We start from the raw sequence: 15,315 nt of genomic DNA, 5'->3' as shown, positions 1-15,315 counted from the left end.
AGCCATGGAAGCCTGTCACGATGTTCGAGATTCAACCGATCGATGCCATCACTTATCGCCAGCAGACCCGGCGCAGCACGCTGATTATCGCGGTGCTGTTCCTGGTGCTGGCGATGGCGTTTTCGACCGTGGCGGTGGCGCTGTTCGGCGAGCCGGGCGGGGATAACCTGCGGTTCAATGTCGGCGGGGTGTTCGGCGCATTTCTGTTGACGGCAGCGTTGTTGCGCGGGCGTTTCTGGCATCAGACCTGGATGGCCCCGGCGGTATATGGCTGGCGGCTCAAGCGCAGTCTGATGAGCGTCACCAACGTCATGCATCAGGTGACGGCGTCGGTGGAGAAGGGGGATCCGACGGCGATGAAAGTACTGCGTTTCTATCACCTTGGCCTGACCCAGATGCATGAACTGGACGGCAACTCCAGCGATCATGCGCAATTGCATCGGGAAGTCGAGGCGCACAAGGCTCGGATGGAGGCGCTGGGTCTGGACACCGATCAGACGCGCCTCGATCCGGCCTGGCTGGAAACCTTGAAGTCGCGTTAGAACGGAATGCGGGCGGCGCGACGCAGTTTCCACTGACGGATCAGACGCCCGTATACCAGCAGGTTGATCGCCAGCACCACGCTGCCCAGCGCTAGTTGAATCTGCGGGGTCAGCCCCGCCGGGTAGATGATCGGCCAGACGTAATGCTCGATGAAACCACCGGCATACTCGGTCTGCCCGGCGGCGTGGCGCATCAGGTTTTCCCAGTAAGTCAGCGGGCAGGTCAGGTGCAACACCTCGACCATCACGCCCCAGGTTGCGGCCGGCAGATGCAGCCAGGCCACGCGGTGCCACTTGAGCACCAACAGCCCGCCAAACAGCACGAACAGAATGAACGATAGGTGAAACAGCACCAGCCCGTCGGCGGCAATTCGATACAGCATGTCGTCTCCCTGACGAAGATGTGAGTGGCTGCAATGGTACGCCGGTCGGCGGCGCGCGGCTGAGAGATTTCTGGCAACTGCGCAAGATTGTTCAAGCCATGAAAAGGCGTTTACTGGCAGAGTCCGGGGTCTTGTCTCACGGTTGAAGAGCGTTATGTCTGACTCATTAATGCCGCGCAGTGCCTTTCTTCGCGGAGCCGCGGCGATCATGCCGTTATCCCTGGCGACCGCGCCGTGGGGGCTGCTGGCCGGCTCCATGGCGATCGAAGCCAACCTCACGCCGCTGCAAGGGCAGGGCCTGTCGACCATCGTGTTTGCCGGCGCTGCGCAACTGGTGGCAATCGGCATGCTCAAGGGCGGAGCCGGGATTTTCTCGATTCTGCTGACCACGCTGCTGCTGACGTCGCAGCATTTGCTTTACGGCATGAGCATGCGCCATGTGATTTCGCCGTTGCCGGGTCGCTGGCGCATCGGCCTGGGCTTTTTGCTCACCGATGAACTGTTTGCCCTGACCAGCCAGCACGACCGTCAGCAGTTCAATCGCTGGTATGCCCTCGGCGTCGGCCTGACGTTCTATATCGCCTGGAACCTCTTCACCCTGGCCGGCATCGTGCTCGGCAGCAGCATTCCGGGGCTTGAGCATCTGGGGCTGGACTTCTCGATTGCCGCGACCTTCATCGCCCTGATCACCCCGGTGGTGCGCAACGTGCCGACCGTGGTTTGCGTGGCGGTGTCGCTGTTCTGCTCGGTGCTGTTCAGTTATTGGCAGTGGGGTTCGGCGCTGGTGCTGTCGGGACTGGCGGGAATGACCGCAGGGTTTATCTGCAACAAGCTGTATCGGGAGCGCACATGATCGTCTGGGCAGTGATTTTCGGCATGGGGATTCTGGTATTTCTCAACCGCTACGTATTTCTCGAACCGCGCTTGCCGGTGCGTTTGAGCAGTAACGCACGGCAATTTCTGGGTTTCGCCGTACCGGGGATGTTGACCGCGATTTGCGGGCCGATCGTGTTCATGCCGGATAAACAGTTGAATCTGCAGTGGGATAATCCCTATTTGCTGAGTTCTTTAGTCGCCATCGGACTAGTGATCTACACGCGTAATACGTTGCTTAGCATGCTATTGAGTATGGCGTTCTTCTTTCTGTTGCGCTGGTGGTTGTAAGTTGCCTGTCTGAATCTGTTCTACGCTGTAAGGATGACTGACGACTTATGGCAGCGAGGTGAACATGGCAACCGAGCAGAAACGTCCCGAAGAAGATGAAGAACCGAGCGAAGAAGAGATCGAGCGGGAGAAACACAAGGAGCAGACCTGGAAACATGACGACAGCCGCGAGTTGTCCGATCGGGACCAGGAACGCCCGCTCAAACCTTGAGCGCTACTACGAAAAAGCCCCGCGATTGCGGGGCTTTTTCGTTTCATCAAAGATCGTCCAGCTGTGTGAAATCGGGGTGTGAAGCCCGATAGCCCAAGGTCTTGTCGATCCAGGCATTCAGCTCGTTGACCATCACCGGCGGGTGGCAGGGATAGTGTTGGAGAGTGGTGCGCAGGATGCGGTCGATCTCGGGTACGTCACGCAGGTTTCGAGTCTTTATGTAGTGGGCGATAAAACAGTCGAGTTGAAAGCGTTCTGTCATGGACAGATAAATACACTCCAGGCCGTTGGCCTGTTTGATTGCAAAATCGTCGCGCAACTTAGTTCTCTGCAAGGCTTGTAAGTTTGTAGGGTATTCCCGGTTTGTTGACTCTTTGGTCAACTGGTATGCCAATAGGAAATGCGGCGCGCATGCTATCTGTAGTGTTACTAAATGTATGTATGACGATTGAAATGTCAGACAGGCGGTTGGTTTTAATCAAACGATTGATTCAATGATTGTTTCGAGATTGAAACACTGACTGTAACGAACGGTTTTCACTTGCACTGTGGCATCAATCTGATTCGCACCTTCCGACTATTTGATAGACGTGTCACCCCGGACAATATTTAGACCGCCACTTCAATCAATTCCGCGCCCTGATTGCGTGAGTTGCCGACAGCTTTGCCGACTTTGTGCCATTCGAAGGCCTCGCTGCCCAACCCTTCGAACAGCAACATTTGCTCGGCGCGCTCCACGGGCGTGGCGGGATCGAGCCATTCCCGCGCCCCCTCGGCGGACAACACGATGGGCCGGCGATCATGCAGATCGAGCAGGCCGCCTTCGCTGTCGGCGGTGATGATCACGAAACCGTCGTCTTCCCTCGATTGCGCATCGGGTGCCGGAAACTGGCCGATGGCGGCGCAGAAAACCGGTTGATGATCGACCCGATGGATCAGCCAGGGTTGGCGGCTCTTGTCCGGCCCGTCGACCCACTCGAACCAGTTGTCGACCGGCACGATCAGGCGGTGACGCCAGATCGCCCGAAAGAACGGGCCGTGGACGACTTTTTCGACCCGTGCATTGATCGGCGCAGCGCGATCCCTGGCCCAGTGCGGGCGCCAGCCCCAGCGCAGGTTATCAGCGTACAAGCGTTGTTCGTGTTGATGAAGAATGGCCAGCGCAGTGGTGGGCGCCGCGTTGTAGTGTGCCAGCGGTGCATCGCCGACGTGATTGATCAGCGCATCGGGAATGCTCAGCACCGCAACGAAATCGTGGATGCCGCGGTACTGCGAAAGTCTTCCGCACATCGGCCGAACCTCCGGCGAACACTGCCTGAAGGTTCAGCTTAGTTGTGCGGATCAGTCCTTGCTGCCCTGACCGGTGAAGGTGTCGCGCCAGGCCAGCCAACGGCGCTCGAGCGCGGCGAGCAGGCCATCGCTGAGTTTGCCCAGCAGCGCCAAAACGATGATCGCCGCCAGCACGATGTCCGGGCGCGAGGTTTCACGCCCGTCGCTTAACAGGTAACCGAGGCCCTTGGTCGCTGCGATCAGTTCGGCCGCCACCAGAAACATCCACGCCAGGCTCATGCCACTGCGCAGTCCGGTGAACAGGCCGGGCAGGGCGGCGGGCAGCAGAATCCGATGCACCAGTTGCAGGCGACTGAAGCCATAGATGTGTCCGACTTCCACCAGTTTGCGGTCGATATTGCGGATCGCCGCGACCACATTGACATACACCGGGAAGAACGCGCCGATGGCGATCAGGACGATTTTCGAGGTCTCGTCGATGCCCAGCCACAACAGCAACAGCGGGACCCAGGCCAGACTGGGAATTGAACGCAAGGCGGCGAAGGTCGGCTCAAGGTACGCCTCGGCCTCACGGCTCAGACCAACCCACGCGGCAAACACCAGCGCCAGACTTGCGCCGATGGCAAACCCGATCAGCACGCGGATCAGACTGGCACCGATGTGTTTCCACAAGGCGCCTTCGGCCAGATCAGTCAGGGTCAGGGCGACTTCGCTCGGCGCAGGCATCTGATAGGACGGCAGCCAGCCGACGCGCACGATGATCTCCAGGGCGATCACGATCAACAGCGGCAGGGCCAGCCCTTTGAGGCGCCGCCGCCAAAGCGGATTCAACGGCAGGGTTTGTCGGCGCGGCAGCGGCGCGGCCAGGCGGGCGGGCAGGTCATTGCTCATGGACGGTTCTCCGCTCACGACAAATCCGCGACGGGCGCGGATTCGTTGTGAGCCTGATCGGTTACTGGGCGGCGGCGACTTGCTGGAAACCGGTGTCGATCAGTTGATCGATCACCTGATCGACATTTACCCCACGACGCACCAGTTCTTCGGAGACCAGAATCGGCGCCGCGGCTTTCGAGGCGAGCACGTCCTTGGCGGTGAGTTGCGGGCTGCTCAGGTCGGTGCGCGACAGTTGCAGCTTGGCCACATCCAGCGGCAGGCCGGATTCGCTGGCGAGCAGTTGGGCCAGTTCGTCCGGGTTTTTCACCGACCACTCGCGGGCCTGCTCATAGGCCTTGATCACGGTGTCGATGGTTTGCGGGTGTTCCTTGGCGTACTGCTCGGTGACGCTGACCACGCCGTAGCTGTTGAAGTCGCGATTGCGGTACAGCAGGCGTGAACCGGCCTGCACCTGACTGGCGGCCATGTGCGGATCGAGGCCGGCCCAGGCGTCGACATCACCTTTCTCCAAAGCGGTGCGGCCGTCTGGGTGTTGCAGGTGCACCAGTTCCACATCGTCCTTTTTCAGCCCGGCCTGTTGCAGGCTGCGCAGGGTGAACAGGTACGGATCGGTGCCTTTGGTGGCGGCGATTTTCTTGCCCTTGAGGTCGGCGACGGTCTGGTACGGCGAATCCTTGCGCACCACCAGCGCGGTCCACTCCGCGCGGCTGTAAACGTACACCGATTTGATCGGGCTGCCATTGGCACGGCTCAGCACCGCCGCGAGGCTGGCCGACGAGGCGAAGTCCACGCCACCGCTGTTGAGGTATTCCAGCGAGCGGTTGCTGCCCTGGCTCAGCACCCAACTGACTTTGCTCTGGGGCAGGGCTTTTTCCAGATAACCCAAATGTTTCAGCGCCAGGCTGACGGGGGAGTAATAGGCATAGTCCAGATGCACTTCAGCGGGTGGCGTTTCGGCGGCGTGGACGAGAGGTTGCAGACTCAGGGCTACTGCGCAGGCCGCGAGCAGCGTTTTGACTCGGGAAAACGGTAATAGGGATTTCATGGGCACGCTCCGGCAAGGCAAAGATTCTTATGTCCAAAAAAGATATTTTTATCGAATGCTTCCTGCATGAATGGAATATTGCAGGCTCTGTGCCATATGCCCTGAACCCCGTGTTTATGGGGTTTTGAGAGGGTTTGTGCGTTTTGAACTGTTGCAGGGAAAACACTGTGCCGCGCCACTGTTGCCAGACAAACAGCGCTCATCGACAGTGCTGAGCTTATGCGCTAATCGAATTTCAAATCCGATTTGTAAGAGCGTTATGGTCTATAAAAATCCCCTTTGCAGGACTCGCCATGAAGCTCTCCCGTTTCCTACGTGCTGCGTTGACCAGCGCCGTGATCGCATCGCCTCTGACCTACGCGGCCGAACCTGTGGTCCTGCACGTCGGTGACCAGAACTACTACAACATCCGCGCCTCGGTAGAAGCGTCCGGCGTCTTGAAGGACGCGCCTTACACCGTCGACTGGAAACACTTCCAGGCTGCCGCCCCGCTGGCTGAAGCGTTGCAGACCGGCTCGCTGGACCTGGGCTTTCTCGGCGACTCGGGTTTTCTGTTCCTCGCCGCGAAACAGGCGCCGGTGAAACTGATCGGCGTGTCGCGGCAGAACCCGGACACCATCGCGCTGCTGGTGCCCAAGGATTCGCCGGTGAAATCCATCGAGGATCTGAAAGGCAAGAAAGTCGCCTACTGGCCGGGTGCCTGGAGCCAGCAGTTGACCCTGCGAGCGCTGGAGCAGGGCGGCCTGCCGGAGAACTACGTCGACTTCGTCAAACTGATGCCGATCGATGCCGCTGCCGCGTTGCCACAGGGTAGCATCGATGCCTTTCCGGTGTGGGAACCGTACATTTCCCAGCAGATCGTGTTTTCCGGTGCGCGACCGATTCTGACCGCGAAAAACCTGATGCCGGGTTTGAGCGCCATCGCGGCTTCCGCGCCATCCATCGACAGCAAGCGCGAGGCGATCGCCGATTTTCTCGGGCGCCTGAAACTGGCCCGGGCCTGGGTCGACAGCCATACCGACGAATACGCGGATCTATGGGCGAAGAAGGCCAATCTCGATCAAGAAGTGTCGCGGCACTGGTTGCGCCAGGCGCACATGACCGTCGGTCCGGTGGATCAGCAAGCGGCTGCCGACCTGCAAGGCACCGCGGATTTCCTGTTCAAGGTCAAGGCGCTGCCGGCTCCCCTGGCCACGGCAGGCATCATCGATACCTCGTTCCAGCAGGCACTGGCGCGCTGAGCGAGCGCCGGAACCAAACCCTGTTATCTTTATCCAACCTCGGCCCATTTCGGTGGGCCGCAGGGAGGCAGTAGCGGCGAGGGAGTTTTGCCAATCGACAACGTGACCGCGACGGTCGGGCTCAAGGCAAAACATGAAACACTGGTTCAAGCTTTTCTGCGCTGTGACCCTCATCACCGGGCTGGCCGGTTGCATTGCTGCTCCCATCGAAATGACCGCGCAAACCCGATCACGGCTGGATGCGCAGGCACCGGTCAGGTTTCTGCTGACCTTTGATGACGGCCCCAGTGCTTCGAGTTTCTACAACCCCACCGAAACCGTGCTCGACAGCCTGAAAGACAACCCGTTGCAGCCCAACATCAAAGCCGTGTTTTTCGTCCAGACCCGTGCGCCGAGGGCCGGCAACAGCGAGATCGGCCGGCGGATCATGCATCGCGAACACGATGAAGGGCACATTCTGGGTTTTCACACCGCCACTCACTGGCACACCAACCACCGATCGCTCGATCCACAGGAACTCGAAACCTCACTGACCAACGGCACGGCGGACATCGCCGCGATCACCGGCGCGCCACCGGTGCTGTTGCGCCCGCCATTCTGGAATTACGACAAGCGTACGTTTGCGGCCTATCAGTTACACGGCCTGCATGTATTGCTTACGGATCTGAGCGCCAACGACGGCAAGATCTGGGGCTTCAATGGCAGCCCCAGACGCCGCGCCAACATGTTGCGTCAGCTGTCGGAAGTGCGTGAGCGGATCGCCCTCGGCGAGCTGCCGACGGTGGACGGGGTGATCCCGGTGGTGGTGACGTTCCATGACCTCAACCGCTACACAGCGCGGCATGCCCGCGAGTATCTGCAAATCCTGCTCGACAGTGCCGCTGCCACAGGGGTGCGTCTGGCCGATAAACCGTTCTACGACGACCACGCGCAACTGGAGAAAGCAGCGCTGGCGCGAACGGTTCAGAAAAGCTCGGATCCGGTGCGTCTGCCGGGGGTCTGGAACTGGATCTGGGGCCGCGACGCCAACTGATCGGTGTCGCGCGAAAGATGTGAAGCGGTTGGCATTTTCTGCGGCCGGACGCTCGCGCAAGGTCGAAAAAGCTCATCTATGCTCAATCGATCGACCGATCCATCGCCTGCGAGGCGTCCGCCCATGCTTGCCATTGCCGACATTTGCCGCATCGTCGAATCCGGCTTTTCGCCCCTTTACTGTGACTGCACGGAAACGGGGCAGGGCTTGTTGCAGATCAAGGTTTACGAACCGGACAGCGGGCGTGTCGATTTGCTGCTCAACGGCGTGTCGCCGGAGCATCTGGTCACCATTCGTGACATCTCCAACTTCATCGGTGAGTTGCGCACTGAAATGAGTGCCGGGCGCCGGGCGTTCGCCGGTTGACTCAGAGCCGGCGCTGAAAGGCACGGACGATTTGCAGGGTCGCCTCACTGATGCTCAGGTTCTGCACCGCGTCCAGCGGATGCCAGATGCAATCGATGATCTCGTTCTGTGGCCGTACTTCATCAATATTCAGCACCGACGCCTCGTAGACGTGGTGGCGCGTGCTACCAGCCTCCAGCTCCATCAGATACAGCATGCCATCGGCGAGCAGGCCGGTTTCTTCCTCAAGTTCTCGCGTCGCGGCGTCGGCCCTGGTCTCCCCGGGCTCGACCTTGCCCCCCGGCAAATTCCAGCGGCATCGGGGTTTGCGCACCAGGAGAATGTGTCGATCCTGCTCGCAGATGATGGTTGCACGTACTTTCATTTGTTACCCGATTACCGGTTGTCATAAATCGGACATGAAAATGCAATATTCAAGCCGTGCCGTGGTTTAGACGCGCTCGTAATGTCTGAGTGGTCGAAAGGCGCAAAAGTGCCAGACACTTGACGCCGACGTGGGGCGACGTCTGGTCGGCACACGGCGTTGTACCCGGTGTAAGGTAAAAACGTGCAGTTGGACTATCGATAGTCGACAGGAGGTGCCTATGAGCATGGCGATACTGAACAGAATGCACATGAACGGCTACGACGTACTCAGTGTGAACAACGGCCCGTGGCGGGTCTGCACGCAGGGTGATCGACTGGCGTCTTTCGCCAGCCGGGAGGAGGCACTGGCGTATGCTGCTGCACTTCCGGGTTACAAGAGCCGCACGCACGGCCGCAAGACAGGCTGAAGGCCTGCAATGAAAAAGCCCCGGATTGTCCGGGGCTTTTCGTTGTGGGGTGTCAGTGGACTTTCGTTCGGCTGATGGCGCGGGCCTTCACTTCCCTGGCATAGAGTTGCAAACGTTCTTCATCGCTTTGCAGCACCTCGCAGGACCTGAGCACGGTTTGCGCATCCGCTTCGTTGCCGGATTTGCGCAACTGCTCGGCAATGCGCTTGAGGTCGACGGCCGACCATCTCAGATCCGACGCCACGCTTTGCAGGTCACGTTGAAGTTCGTGTTCGTATTCATTGAGCCGCATGATCACCTCCGGAACATTCTCGGTAGAAAATAGTAGCCGCATTTTCCGGGAGCAGGGCAAGTGGTTCTGGTCAGTGAGCTGAACGGGCGTGAACAAGTCGCCGTTGGTCGGAGCAATTGACTGCTGCGGCGCCGCAGAACCCGGTTTTCGGGGTCAAAGCATTGCGCCACGATGGATGTTCGAACAGTTAAAAGGTAAATTCGCCTTTTTTAAAATGAAGGATTCAATATGCGGATGTTGATCGGGGGCCTGCTGATGGCAGCGTTGGCCGGTTGCTCATTGCCGGCCTCTCTGGTACCGGGCGAACCGAACTTCAGCAAGGTCAGTGGCAAGGCTCCCAAGGACTACGCCGCGTGTGTGTTGCCGCTGTGGCAGCAGGACATTCCCAAGACTTCGCAGGTCGCGATTTCCAACGGTTACCGGATCAAGGCGCCGAGTATCGTCACCGCCGACGAGATTCTCGATATCGTCAAGTACAAGGACGGCAGCCGCGTTTCGCTGTACCAGGGGCCGCCGTGGGCCAAGTCTGGCTCGTTGCGCAAATCGGTGCGTGATTGCCTCTGAGGGCAGAATGGCCGAAATGAAAAAAGCAGAAACCGTGTGACCGGTTTCTGCTTTTTTTTCGCCTGCCTGCCGGAATGGCTCAGTCGGTGATGTCGGTGAGCGGGATGCCCGAGCCGCCGGTCTTCTTGTCACGACGATCCTGCATCCAGTTTTCCACCTGGCTGTTGAACTCTGCCGGTGCCTTGCGCCCGACCTTTCTGGCGATATCGAGAATGGTCTGCTGGGCGAGGGCCTCTTCCATGCGCTTTTGCGCAACCATCATCGCCCCATGAATCGAGCACGTTCCGTCCAAGGCCCATTCCGGGGGCGAGCCGTCGAACAGCGCGCAGCGCCCACGGATGTCGCGGCATTCGAAAATGTTCTTCGGGCCATCGATGGCGTTGACGATATCGAGCAGGGTGATCTCATCCGCCGGGCGCGCCAGCGTAAAGCCGCCGCGTACGCCGCCGGTCGCCACCACCAGTTTGCCCTTGGCCAGTTTGGTGAAGATCTTCGCCAGGTAATCCAGCGGCACCCCTTGCAAGTCCGCCAGGTCGCGCACGCTCGCTTCGCGACTGTCACCGCCGCTGCCCACCAGAAACGCCAGGCAATGGATGCCGTACTCGACGCCCGCACTGTAAAGCGACATAGCTATCTCCGACTGTAATTGTCGCAGATGTTAGCAGGGTAATTCGTGGCGGACAAATCTGATGAGCGCCTGACTCGTTGCCTTAAAGCCCTTGGATTCTCTGTGTCTGGCGATTTTTAGGGTTTTTGTGTCGTCAGAAGAGGCCCTGTTAGCTATCGACAATTTCGATTCGAATGATCGGATAATCTGACTTGTTGGATATAACGGCGACCAATACAGTCGCCGTTATCCGGTGAGCAACGTTCAGCGCTTGCAGAAGCCACAAGCGTGCCGACTCCCGATAAACGTGAATTCTTGACCTCTTTCTACGACTTGGCTTCGGGCCTGGAGACAACAATGAAACAGCACATTCTGGTAATCGGCGCAGGTTTCGGTGGCATGTGGACGGCATTGAGCGCCACGCGTCTGGTGGACATTCACAATCGAGACAACATCGATGTAACCGTACTGGCGCCGCAGGCGGAACTGCGTGTGCGTCCGCGTTTCTACGAGCCGAATGCCCACACACTGGCCGCGCCGCTGGGCGATCTGTTCGACGCGGTGGGTGTCAACTTCATCAAGGGCGCCGCGAACGCCATCGACGTGAACGCCAAGACCGTGGGCTACACCGATGCCAACGGCACCCCTCAGGTTTTTCACTACGACAAACTGGTGCTGGCTTCCGGCAGTGGCCTGGCTCTACCGGACACCCCGGGCGTAGCAGAACACGCCTTTGACGTTGACCAGATCGAGGCGGCGATTCGCCTGGAAAACCACCTCAAGTCGCTGGCCGATCAGCCTGCCAGCCCGGCGCGCAACACCGTAGTGGTCGCCGGCGGCGGTTTCACCGGGATCGAAACCGCCACAGAAATGCCGGCGCGTCTGCGGGAAGTGCTGGGCGAGCAGGCAGACGTTCAAGTGATCATCGTCGACCGTGGGCAGAAAGTCGGCGCGGCCATGGGCGAGGCCATCAGCGTGTCGATTGCCGAAGCGAGCACAGAGCTAGGCGTCGAATGGCGACTGGGTGTGTCGGTGCTGTCGGTTGATGAAAACGGCGTGACCCTGTCGGACGGCCAGCGCATCGAGGCAAAAACCGTGGTCTGGACCACCGGCGTGCGTGCCAGTTCCCTGACCGAGCAGATTCCAGCCGAGCGTGACCGTCAGGGTCGCCTGCATGTTGATGCACACCTGAAAGTCATCGGTCAGGACGACATCTTCGCCACCGGCGACGTGGCTTATGCGGCCACCGACGATATCGGCAACTTCGCCTTGATGACCTGCCAGCATGCGATTTCCCTCGGCCGACATGCCGGCAACAACGTCGCGGCGCAGATTCTGGGTGTCGAGCCAACGCCTTACAGCCAGCCGAAATACGTGACCTGCCTCGACCTCGGCGCCTGGGGCGCGGTGTACACCGAGGGCTGGGATCGTCAGGTGAAACTGGTCAAGGAGGAGGGCAAGTCGCTCAAGACCCAGATCAACACCCAGTGGATTTACCCGCCGGCCGCTGACCGTGCCATCGCGCTGGCGGCTGCGGATCCGATGATTCCTGTCGTCGCGTAATCCGCGCAGTCCGAAAAGTCCCGCTCCCGAGCGGGATTTTTTTGCCACCACTAAAGGCTATGACTAAAAGTCATTGCCCCATGATTTTTTATGGTTACGGGTGCCCCGATACCCGGTGTTAAAAAATCGCAAACACAGCTCATCAATAACAACCAGAGAGCGTTTGCAGCCATGTCCCGATTCTTCCTTCGCGTCTCCCCGTGTCCGTTATTGATCCCGTTGGCCATTCGGTCCGCGTGAGCTGTCGATCACCCCAAAAAATCCCTCTGCATCGCAAAGAGTAATGACTGATGAAAGAACTCGACCTGTACATCGGTGAAGGTTTCGAAGGCCCGGGCGTGAACGCCGCGCACATCAACATCCTGATCGGCCCGCGCAACGGTCCGGCGGGGCAGGCGTTTGCCAACAGCCTGGCGTCGCCGAGCCAGGGTCATTGCCCGTTCATGGTGATCGCCCAGCCGAACATTCCGGTCAAGCCGATGACCCTGTACGTCAACAAGGCTGCCATCGGCAGCGACCTACACGGCAACGCAACCTGGGGCGCTTCCCAGGCCGGCATCGCCAAGGCTGTGCTCGAAGCGTTGCTCGACGGCACGCTGCCGCCGGAAGCCGAAGACGAATGGGCGATCGTCACCGCCAACTGGGTCAACCCGGCCTGCGATGACCTCGATGCGGTCTACCTGAACAACTACAACGCCTGCCGCACCGCGATCCGCGCCGCCCTGACCGGCAAGCCGGAAACCGCGCAGCTCAAGGATGTGGTCAATCACATCAGCAACCCTTTCTACACGCCAAAAGCCTGAGGTCCGCGCCATGCAATACATCCGTTTGGGCAACTCCGGCCTGCAAGTCTCCCGCCTGTGCCTGGGCACCATGAACATGGGCACCCCGGACTGGAAACCGTGGATCTTCAATGAAAAACAAAGCGAGCCGATCGTCGCCCACGCCCTGAACAACGGCGTGAATTTCATCGACCTGGCGGACTTCTATTCCGCCGGTGTCGGCGAGGAAGTGGTGGGGCGCATCGTCAAGCGTCTGGCCCGTCGCGAAGACCTGGTGATCACCACCAAGGTCGGCTACGGCACCCGCAACGCGATCAATGCCAGTGGCCATTCGCGCAAGCACATCATGGACAGCATCGATGCCTCGCTGAAGCGTCTGGACATGGATTACGTCGACGTGTTCATGCTGCATTACTTCGATGTGAACACCCCGGTCGAAGAAACCATGGGCGCACTGAACGACATCGTGCGTTCCGGCAAGGCGCGTTACATCGGCGTCTCGACCATGCTCACCGGTCAACTCGCGAAGATTCTCATGGCCTGCGAGCGCAACGGTTGGGTCAAGCCGATCAACATGCAGCTGCAACTGAACTGCGCCTACCGCGAAGAAGAGCGCGAGATGATTCCGTTCTGCCGCGATCAGGGCATCGGTGTGTCGGTGTTCAGTCCGCTGGCCCGTGGCCTGTTGACCGGTGATGTGCAATCGACCCGCAACCAGACCGACTTCTTCACCCAGCAGATGTACAGCGACGAAGCCTCGTTCGAGATCGCTCATTCGGTGCAGCGCGTGGCCCGTGCCCGTGGCGTGTCGAACGCGCAGATCGCCCAGGCCTGGGTGGCCAATCATCCGGGCGTGGACTGCATGCTGGTCGGCGCCGACACCACCGCACAGTTCGACAGCGCACTGGCGGCATTGGAAACCAAGCTCGACACCGAAGAGCTGCACGAACTGGAGCGCAACTACACCCCGTGCGACGTGATCAATGACTACACCGCCGGCAAACGCATCCTGCGCACGGCGCGTCCGGGGCATGAACGCTTCACGTTGCAGGGAGCGGTGGCATGAGCGGGTTGATTCGTCACGGCAACTTCATCGACGGCCAGTGGGGTTCGGGCGGCGCCACTTATCCGGTACGCAACCCGGCCAATGGCGAGTTGATCACCGACGTGCAGAAGGCCGGTGCCGAGGAAACCAACCTCGCCATCGAAGCGGCCAATCGTGCCTTGCCGGCCTGGCGCAAACTCACTGCCAAGGAACGCAGCCAGCGCCTGAAACGCTGGAGCGATCTGATGCTCGCCAACCAGCAGGAACTGGCGACCTTGCTCAGCCGCGAGCAGGGCAAACCGCTGGCCGAAGCCAAGGGCGAAGTGGTCTATGCCGCGAGTTTTCTCGAATGGTTCGGTGAAGAGGCCAAGCGTGCCTACGGTGATGTGATCCCGAGCCACAAGGCCGATGCGCGGATCATCGTGACCAAGGAAGCCATTGGCGTGGTCGCGGCAATCACCCCGTGGAACTTCCCGCTGGCGATGGTTACCCGCAAGGTCGGCCCCGCGCTGGCGGCGGGTTGCACGATGATTCTCAAGCCTTCGGAAGAAACGCCGTTGTCGGCATTTGCCCTGGCGGTACTGGCCGAGCAGGCCGGGATTCCGGCGGGCGTGTTCAACATCGTCTCCGGCGACGCGGTGGCCATCGGCGGGGCGCTGCAAGCATCCAGTGTGGTGCGCAAGCTGTCGTTCACCGGCTCGACCCGCACCGGCAAACTGCTGATGCGCCAGGCCGCCGACACGCTGAAAAAGGTCTCGCTGGAACTGGGCGGCAATGCGCCGTTCATTGTCTTCGACGATGCCGACATCGATGCGGCCGTCAAAGGCGCGATGGCCTCGAAATTCCGCAACACCGGGCAGACCTGCGTGTGCGTCAACCGCTTCTTCATTCAGGACGGTGTCTACGAGGCCTTCACCGGCAAACTCGCCGAAGCCGTGGCGGCGATGCGCGTGGGCAGTGCGCTGGACGGTGACACCGAGCAAGGCCCGCTGATCAACACCGCTGCGCTGGCCAAGGTCGAAGCCCACGTCAGTGATGCGTTGGAGAAGGGCGCCACGCTGTTGTGCGGCGGTCGTCGTCATGCCCTCGGCGGCACATTCTACGAGCCGACCATCCTCACCGAAGCCAGCGGCGACATGCTCATCGCTCAGGACGAGACCTTCGGCCCGGTGGCCGCATGTTTCCGCTTCAAGGACGAAGCCGAAGTGCTGGCGCGGGCCAACGACACGCCATTCGGTCTGTCGGCGTACTTCTACAGTCGCGACATCGGTCGTGTCTGGCGCATGGCCGAAGGGCTGGAAGCCGGGATGGTCGGCATCAACGAAGGAATCATCTCCACGGAGGTGGCGCCGTTCGGTGGTATCAAGGAATCGGGCCTTGGGCGTGAAGGTTCGAAGTACGGTCTGGATGACTATCTGGAGATCAAATACCTGTTGATGGGCGGTCTCTAGACCTCCCCGAAACCTGTGGGAGTTCGCTCCCGCAGGTTTCTCCCAGAGCTTTCCGTTTCTCCGTCAATA

At 60.0% G+C, this 15,315-nt stretch carries 21 protein-coding genes; 13 read left to right on the top strand and 8 right to left on the bottom strand.

Annotated elements, in window-relative coordinates:
• Window positions 1–20: 20 nt before the first annotated feature.
• Complete coding sequence (locus AC1RME_RS08535; protein ID WP_096820133.1) at window positions 21–542, top strand: DUF3087 domain-containing protein; 522 nt, start codon at window positions 21–23, stop codon at window positions 540–542.
• Here AC1RME_RS08535 and AC1RME_RS08530 read toward each other — a convergent pair.
• Complete coding sequence (locus AC1RME_RS08530; RefSeq protein WP_096820132.1) at window positions 539–925, bottom strand: DUF2784 domain-containing protein; 387 nt, start codon at window positions 923–925, stop codon at window positions 539–541. The two genes, AC1RME_RS08535 and AC1RME_RS08530, sit on opposite strands and share 4 nt — an antisense overlap.
• Window positions 926–1,079: 154 nt before the next feature.
• Between AC1RME_RS08530 and AC1RME_RS08525 the strand changes: the two genes are divergently transcribed.
• From AC1RME_RS08525 to AC1RME_RS08515, 3 genes are all read left to right on the top strand, one after another.
• Window positions 1,080–1,778, top strand: a complete 699-nt coding sequence (locus AC1RME_RS08525; RefSeq protein ID WP_096820131.1) for an AzlC family ABC transporter permease — start codon at window positions 1,080–1,082, stop codon at window positions 1,776–1,778.
• Window positions 1,778–2,089 (top strand): AzlD domain-containing protein, encoded by a 312-nt coding sequence (locus tag AC1RME_RS08520; protein WP_164872179.1) that lies wholly within the window; start codon window positions 1,778–1,780, stop codon window positions 2,087–2,089. Before AC1RME_RS08525 ends, AC1RME_RS08520 begins: the two co-directional genes overlap by 1 nt.
• A 64-nt stretch (window positions 2,090–2,153) precedes the next feature.
• Window positions 2,154–2,300 (top strand): hypothetical protein, encoded by a 147-nt coding sequence (locus tag AC1RME_RS08515; protein WP_169430743.1) that lies wholly within the window; start codon window positions 2,154–2,156, stop codon window positions 2,298–2,300.
• Window positions 2,301–2,346: 46 nt separating this feature from the next.
• Here AC1RME_RS08515 and AC1RME_RS08510 read toward each other — a convergent pair whose 3' ends face one another.
• From AC1RME_RS08510 to AC1RME_RS08495, 4 genes are all read right to left on the bottom strand, one after another.
• Window positions 2,347–2,619, bottom strand: coding sequence for a hypothetical protein (locus AC1RME_RS08510; RefSeq protein WP_096820129.1), 273 nt, complete (start codon window positions 2,617–2,619; stop codon window positions 2,347–2,349).
• 290 nt (window positions 2,620–2,909) lie between these two features.
• A complete protein-coding gene (locus tag AC1RME_RS08505) occupies window positions 2,910–3,590 on the bottom strand; it encodes an SOS response-associated peptidase family protein (RefSeq protein WP_096820128.1) in 681 nt (226 codons plus the stop codon).
• A 51-nt stretch (window positions 3,591–3,641) separates the two neighbouring features.
• Window positions 3,642–4,481 (bottom strand): ABC transporter permease, encoded by an 840-nt coding sequence (locus AC1RME_RS08500; protein WP_096820127.1) that lies wholly within the window; start codon window positions 4,479–4,481, stop codon window positions 3,642–3,644.
• 61 nt (window positions 4,482–4,542) lie between these two features.
• Window positions 4,543–5,529, bottom strand: coding sequence for an aliphatic sulfonate ABC transporter substrate-binding protein (locus AC1RME_RS08495; RefSeq protein WP_096820126.1), 987 nt, complete (start codon window positions 5,527–5,529; stop codon window positions 4,543–4,545).
• Between the two features lie 293 nt (window positions 5,530–5,822).
• On the opposite strand from AC1RME_RS08495, the gene AC1RME_RS08490 reads away from it, so the two are divergent.
• The 3 genes from AC1RME_RS08490 (at window position 5,823) to AC1RME_RS08480 (ending at window position 8,169) form a co-directional block, all read left to right on the top strand.
• The gene (locus AC1RME_RS08490; RefSeq protein WP_096820125.1) at window positions 5,823–6,770 is read left to right on the top strand and encodes an ABC transporter substrate-binding protein; all 948 of its coding nucleotides are present in this window, start codon (window positions 5,823–5,825) and stop codon (window positions 6,768–6,770) included.
• Window positions 6,771–6,903: 133 nt separating this feature from the next.
• Window positions 6,904–7,803, top strand: a complete 900-nt coding sequence (locus AC1RME_RS08485; RefSeq protein WP_096820124.1) for a polysaccharide deacetylase family protein — start codon at window positions 6,904–6,906, stop codon at window positions 7,801–7,803.
• 123 nt (window positions 7,804–7,926) lie between these two features.
• Entirely contained in the window at window positions 7,927–8,169 is a 243-nt protein-coding gene (locus AC1RME_RS08480; RefSeq protein ID WP_096820123.1) for a DUF1652 domain-containing protein, read from the top strand.
• A 1-nt stretch (window position 8,170) separates the two neighbouring features.
• On the opposite strand, the gene AC1RME_RS08475 is transcribed toward AC1RME_RS08480, so the two are convergent.
• Entirely contained in the window at window positions 8,171–8,533 is a 363-nt protein-coding gene (locus AC1RME_RS08475; RefSeq protein ID WP_096820122.1) for an NUDIX hydrolase, read from the bottom strand.
• Window positions 8,534–8,753: 220 nt separating this feature from the next.
• On the opposite strand from AC1RME_RS08475, the gene AC1RME_RS08470 reads away from it, so the two are divergent.
• A complete protein-coding gene (locus AC1RME_RS08470) occupies window positions 8,754–8,942 on the top strand; it encodes a DUF2188 domain-containing protein (protein WP_096820121.1) in 189 nt (62 codons plus the stop codon).
• A 52-nt stretch (window positions 8,943–8,994) separates the two neighbouring features.
• Here the strand turns inward: AC1RME_RS08470 and AC1RME_RS08465 are convergent, their stop codons facing one another.
• Window positions 8,995–9,234: a hypothetical protein gene (locus AC1RME_RS08465; protein WP_065259780.1), complete on the bottom strand. Its 240-nt coding sequence runs from the start codon at window positions 9,232–9,234 to the stop codon at window positions 8,995–8,997.
• 228 nt (window positions 9,235–9,462) lie between these two features.
• Between AC1RME_RS08465 and AC1RME_RS08460 the strand changes: the two genes are divergently transcribed.
• Window positions 9,463–9,798, top strand: a complete 336-nt coding sequence (locus AC1RME_RS08460) for a hypothetical protein (protein WP_096820120.1) — start codon at window positions 9,463–9,465, stop codon at window positions 9,796–9,798.
• 79 nt (window positions 9,799–9,877) lie between these two features.
• Here the strand turns inward: AC1RME_RS08460 and AC1RME_RS08455 are convergent, their stop codons facing one another.
• Window positions 9,878–10,426, bottom strand: a complete 549-nt coding sequence (locus AC1RME_RS08455; RefSeq protein WP_096820119.1) for an RrF2 family transcriptional regulator — start codon at window positions 10,424–10,426, stop codon at window positions 9,878–9,880.
• Window positions 10,427–10,762: 336 nt separating this feature from the next.
• Between AC1RME_RS08455 and AC1RME_RS08450 the strand changes: the two genes are divergently transcribed.
• From AC1RME_RS08450 to AC1RME_RS08435, 4 genes are all read left to right on the top strand, one after another.
• Window positions 10,763–11,968 carry an NAD(P)/FAD-dependent oxidoreductase gene (locus tag AC1RME_RS08450; RefSeq protein ID WP_096820118.1) on the top strand — a complete coding sequence of 402 codons (1,206 nt, stop codon included), beginning with the start codon at window positions 10,763–10,765 and terminating at the stop codon, window positions 11,966–11,968.
• A gap of 290 nt (window positions 11,969–12,258) precedes the next feature.
• Window positions 12,259–12,771, top strand: coding sequence for a formaldehyde-activating enzyme (gene fae, locus AC1RME_RS08445; RefSeq protein ID WP_075948975.1), 513 nt, complete (start codon window positions 12,259–12,261; stop codon window positions 12,769–12,771).
• A gap of 10 nt (window positions 12,772–12,781) precedes the next feature.
• Window positions 12,782–13,816, top strand: coding sequence for an aldo/keto reductase (locus AC1RME_RS08440; protein WP_096820117.1), 1,035 nt, complete (start codon window positions 12,782–12,784; stop codon window positions 13,814–13,816).
• Entirely contained in the window at window positions 13,813–15,246 is a 1,434-nt protein-coding gene (locus AC1RME_RS08435; protein WP_493090987.1) for an NAD-dependent succinate-semialdehyde dehydrogenase, read from the top strand. The genes AC1RME_RS08440 and AC1RME_RS08435 overlap by 4 nt, the downstream gene beginning before the upstream one ends.
• Window positions 15,247–15,315 lie beyond the last annotated feature (69 nt).

Source organism: Pseudomonas sp. GW822-FHT03F08 (assembly GCF_058801265.1).
This window is presented reverse-complemented; position numbering and strand designations above follow the sequence as displayed.